At 59.7% G+C, this 3,271-nt stretch carries 3 protein-coding genes; all 3 read right to left on the bottom strand.

Translation table 11 applies throughout. The features are described from left to right. Positions 1-563: 563 nt before the first annotated feature. Genes ACP7D4_RS27770 through ACP7D4_RS27780 form a run of 3 tightly spaced genes read right to left on the bottom strand, consistent with a single transcriptional unit; the run spans position 564 to position 3,112 of the window. On the bottom strand, positions 564-1,961 hold the full coding sequence (locus ACP7D4_RS27770) for a hypothetical protein (protein ID WP_426212650.1): 1,398 nt from the start codon (positions 1,959-1,961) through the stop codon (positions 564-566). Positions 1,962-1,977: 16 nt separating this feature from the next. After that, on the bottom strand, positions 1,978-2,400 hold the full coding sequence (locus ACP7D4_RS27775; protein ID WP_426212652.1) for an ExbD/TolR family protein: 423 nt from the start codon (positions 2,398-2,400) through the stop codon (positions 1,978-1,980). A 1-nt stretch (position 2,401) separates the two neighbouring features. Further along, positions 2,402-3,112, bottom strand: coding sequence for a MotA/TolQ/ExbB proton channel family protein (locus ACP7D4_RS27780; RefSeq protein ID WP_426212654.1), 711 nt, complete (start codon positions 3,110-3,112; stop codon positions 2,402-2,404). Positions 3,113-3,271: the final 159 nt, after the last annotated feature.

The raw sequence follows: 3,271 nt of genomic DNA on the forward strand, positions 1-3,271 counted from the left end.
AGGCGCGCGGCGAAATCTTGGAACAGCGTGGTCAGAACGGACATGGCAGGCAGGGATAGTAAAAATCCATGCTGGACGCCGCGATTTTAAGGTGATGTCAAGTGTTATTGTGAAAAAATCGATAATAATTTACTGAAGTGCACGCCCATCGCTAACTTGGGTGGATTGATGCGTTTCCCGATCGATGTGATCCTCGTTTGCATCCGCTGGTACGTCGCTTACCCGCTTAGCTACGGTTCTGTCGCATTAATTTTTTTGAACGGTCTTCCCGTACGACATGTAGTATCAGATAACCAAAACGGTACTACAAGTAGTGGTATATTTCGCTAATGCGACAGAACCAGGCGCAGACCTGATTTTGCTTTCCATAAAATTCCAGGTCTCAGCCGAAAATGGCACGATCAGGATCAACTTTGAATGACCGGTAACGCCCCGTTGCCTACGCTCGCCCGTCCCCGACTCACGGCGGACACTGACTTCGAAAATGGTCATTCCACTGACACTGTCATTGACGTCCGACACAATTGCTGAAGACAACTCGAATGCATCAAGCGACCGGATCGCTAATTTGTATCGGCCACGACTACGACCGAGAAGAAGGAAAGCGAGGCGCCGTTGTACAGCTTGAGAAGCAGGCTGTTGCGCCCTTTCTTGAACCGCACCCGGCGCGTCCCTTCGGTCAGGTTCCAGTCCTTGATCTCTTTGCTCAGTCCCACATAGCCGGGACTGCTGTACCAAGGCTTGTAGCCGTCTCCGCTGAGCCACACCAGGCGGTCGTTGAACCACAGTTTGGTGTCGTCGTCGCTGCCCAGGGCAAGCACCAGGTCACGCTCCTCGTCCATCACAACCTCGGTGTAGGCGTAATAGACCGCATCCTGCGCACGCACCGGCGCCACTGATGGGTAATCCGGGTTGGTCAGGTACTCCCAGCGCAGCGTGCTGCCCCCGATGCCCAGATACTCCGCGTCCAGGTCGACCATCATCTCGGGTGGATAGACCACATCGATTGAGTCATGCGGCCCGCGTCCCGGAAATGGTCCGATGATATGCCAGCGGTTCAGGAAGATCCGGTCGGCGTAGGGTGCGCCCTGGCCGATCGCGTGAGTGCTGATCTGGCGCAGACCGACCGTCTGGATGCCAGGGATTGACACTGCGGCGCCGTAGCCGCGGTCTACCTTGTGCTTGGGCGTCGAGAGATCCCAGGAGCCGCCTCGCGGCACCCTGGCCTGGGCCATGCCGCTCTGCGCGATATAGCTGGTGATCTCGATATGGGCCGCGTTCGGCACATCCTCGCCTTGCAAACCATTCTTGCCCGCGCCGCCCTTGCCTGCCTTCCCTGTGCCGCCGTCACCCAGTCCGGCCAGCGCACTGGGCGCGCCTGCAGCTCCTTGGCCGGACGCCCCGTTCTCCGGCCGCACCCGGGTGCCATCTCGTGCCTTGGCAAGCTGCTGCTCGCGCCGCACCAGCGCGTTGCGCGCCAGTTGCTGATGGCGCCTCAATTCGGCTAGCGCCTTCTGCGCGCCGCTCAGCTTGGCCTCACTCTTGGGCACCGCGACCGGCGCTGGCGGCGGCAGCTTCGCCCTGGCCTGAGCTTCCGTAATATTGAGCAGGCGCGCCAGTTCCCTGGCCTTGTCGCGCCGCTCCATCTTCTCAATTTCTGCGCTCACGCGGCGTGCCCGCTCGAGCAACTGTGGCAACGTGGCCGGAGAACCCGCCTTTGTCGTGCCGCCGGTACCATCCTTAGGCGCGGCGCCCTCCTGCCGGCTTTTCTCAAGCAAGGTCTTGATCTTCTCGATCTCGTCCACCCGCCGCTTGATGTCGCTTTCCTGCGCATTTTTGACGTGCCGGTCCAGCGTAGCCGCTTTAATGCTGTACGGCCCCACATAAAATACCGCCGCAAGCAGGCAGGCGTGGGCCAGCAGCGAGGCGATGACGTACCGCCGTCTGGTCTGGCCGGTCATGGACGACAACCCCATCTCAATCCCGCGTGTGCATGGCAACGTTGACCAGCCCATTGAGCTGGCACAGGTCGAGCACGCGCACGATATGCTGGTATGAGGCGCTGCGATCACCGTCGATGCGGATCCGGCGCTGAGGATCGGCGGCCGCCTCGCGCGCCAGGATAGTGTGCAGCTGCTGCACCGTGACCGGCTCAGCATCGACGAACAGGCCGGCGTTGCGGTCCACGCCAATCACCAGGGTGTCGCTAGACGCGCCGGGACGCACTACCGACGCCTCGGCAGTGGGTAACTGGACCTGCAGCTCCTTCTGCTGCTTCATGGTCTCCTGCTGCTTGAACGTGGTGGCGAGCATGAAGAACATCAACAGGAAGAAGATACAATCGATCATTGCCACCAGGCCGATTTCTGGTTCCTCGTGATCCGTCAGGTCGATCCGCATTTCACGCTACCTCGAGGTGGCTCTTGCCATGGCCAACCGGACTGCATTCATCGAGCAGTTGGTTGACCACCTTTTCCAGCTTCAGGCCATAGCCCACGACACGGTGTTTGAAGAAGTGGTGCGCACCCAGCGCCGCCAGCGCGACCGACAGGCCCGCCGCGGTGCATACCAGCGCCTTCGAGATGCCGCCCGCCAGCAGGGCCGGGTTACCCATTCCGCCCGCATAGGCGATCGCATGAAACGATTCGACCATGCCCACGACCGTACCCAGCAAACCGATGATTGGCGCCATCGTCGCCACCACCGCCAGCGCATACGCCTTTTGCTGATGCTCGCGCAATTCACGCGAGGCCAGATCGCCGCAGCCCCCCGCCATCACCGCGCGCGGACTGTGGCGCTTCTCCAGCATATACGCAATGATGCGCGAGAGCGTGCTGTCATTGGCGCTGGTGATAGTTTCGATCTGATCGAACTTGTGGGCGCGCCATAGGGAAATGACCTCCGTGGCCATACCGTCTGGCACGATTGCTTGCAAGCGCAGACGGCGCATACGCTCGATCCCCACCGCAGCGGCGAGCACCGAAATGGCCAGGATCACATACATCGCCACGCCGGCATGAACGATCTGATCGAACACATTGAGTTCCTGCGCCATCGCAACTGGCGAAGCACAAACGGCAGCAATCAGAAACAGCGAGAATCGGTTCAACATAAAATTTCCTGAATAAAGTAACTCTGAAGAGGTTGGACTAGGTGAGCGCGTGCAAGATGTTTGATGGCTTTTGAGGGAGTTTTGTGCAGAATAACTGAGGTTTTAAGGCTGAGCGCCCTCAAAGAGCTTGACCAGCAAGCCCTCTGAGGACGAGTCTCT

This window comes from Massilia sp. TWP1-3-3, from assembly GCF_049897805.1.
Classification (GTDB): Bacteria; Pseudomonadota; Gammaproteobacteria; order Burkholderiales; family Burkholderiaceae_D; genus Telluria_A.

What these genes read in the sequence shown, in the direction of transcription:
- ACP7D4_RS27770 (WP_426212650.1), bottom strand. Translation starts at nt 1,961, where the DNA reads ATGACCGGCCAGACCAGACGGCGGTACGTCATCGCCTCGCTGCTGGCC.
- ACP7D4_RS27775 (WP_426212652.1), bottom strand. Translation starts at nt 2,400, where the DNA reads ATGCGGATCGACCTGACGGATCACGAGGAACCAGAAATCGGCCTGGTG.
- ACP7D4_RS27780 (WP_426212654.1), bottom strand. Translation starts at nt 3,112, where the DNA reads ATGTTGAACCGATTCTCGCTGTTTCTGATTGCTGCCGTTTGTGCTTCG.